Genomic DNA, 376 nt, shown 5'->3' with positions numbered 1-376 from the left:
TTTTCTTTTTCTAATATTTGTCTTAAATTTTCACTGTCAAATCCTGCATCAGCATTCAGAAACAATCCTTTATGATCTATTTCTGCTTCGATTAGAGGTGACAGGATTTCTTTCAAACTACCTTCTTTTTGGTATCAATCGTGATGATGCACACTTTTTGGACTTCCCATTGCCAACATTTGTCCCCGGTGATCCACAGAAAAATGCTGTTGGTGGTTTTTGCCTTTTTTCTAGCCTGATAGCCTAGCTTTTCACCTCCCATTCTGATTGGGGTTGGGCTGCCGTCCAACTGTAGGCTTGACATCTCCAATTTTCTTTTATTTAGGTGCGAAAGACCTATCCATGCCTTTCTGAAATATCCATCTTTTCTCCATTT

The 376-nt window shown here is 39.1% G+C and carries 1 pseudogene; it reads right to left on the bottom strand.

The features are described 5' to 3' along the window. Positions 1-112 precede the first annotated feature (112 nt). Positions 113-376, bottom strand: a pseudogene (locus tag GNY06_RS10200) (hypothetical protein); the annotation flags it as partial.

Source organism: Elizabethkingia argenteiflava (assembly GCF_009904105.1).
Taxonomy (GTDB): domain Bacteria; phylum Bacteroidota; class Bacteroidia; order Flavobacteriales; family Weeksellaceae; genus Elizabethkingia; species Elizabethkingia argenteiflava.
Note: the sequence above shows the minus strand (reverse complement) of the source record. Positions and strands in the feature narration are given on the sequence as shown.